Consider the following 535-nt stretch of genomic DNA (forward strand, 5'->3'; position numbering starts at 1 on the left):
CAGTTGATGGATCGCGAACAGGGCTGGAAATTCAGCCGCGTTCTCACTATGTTCTGCGGACAAGAATCTGATCGAGAATGAGAGCCGGCGAACGGTCATCGCGTTTTCCGGAACAGCGCTCTAGCTGCGCACCACGCGCTACCGGAACTCCCTTATGGATGAAGTGATCAAGGCAAACCGCAAACCGTCAGCCGGATCGAACTCGCGGGCCATTACGATTCGCGGCGCGCGCGAGCACAATCTCAAGAATATCGACCTCGCCATTCCGCGCGACAAACTGGTCGTCTTCACCGGCCTGTCAGGTTCCGGGAAATCCTCCCTCGCCTTCGACACCATCTACGCCGAGGGCCAGCGCCGCTATGTCGAGAGCCTGTCGGCCTATGCGCGCCAATTCCTGGAGCTGATGTCCAAGCCGGATGTCGACCTGATCGAGGGGCTGTCGCCGGCCATCTCCATCGAGCAGAAGACCACCAGCCGCAACCCGCGCTCGACCGTCGGCACCGTCACCGAGATCCACGACTACATGCGCCTTTTG

The 535-nt window shown here is 60.2% G+C and carries 1 pseudogene; it reads left to right on the top strand.

What is annotated here, in order from left to right:
- Positions 1-154: 154 nt before the first annotated feature.
- A pseudogene (locus F2B26_RS16880) lies at positions 155-535 on the top strand (excinuclease ABC subunit UvrA); the annotation flags it as partial.

It is taken from the genome of Cellulomonas citrea (genome assembly GCF_009829685.1).
GTDB classification, from domain to species: Bacteria; Actinomycetota; Actinomycetes; order Actinomycetales; family Cellulomonadaceae; genus Cellulomonas; species Cellulomonas citrea.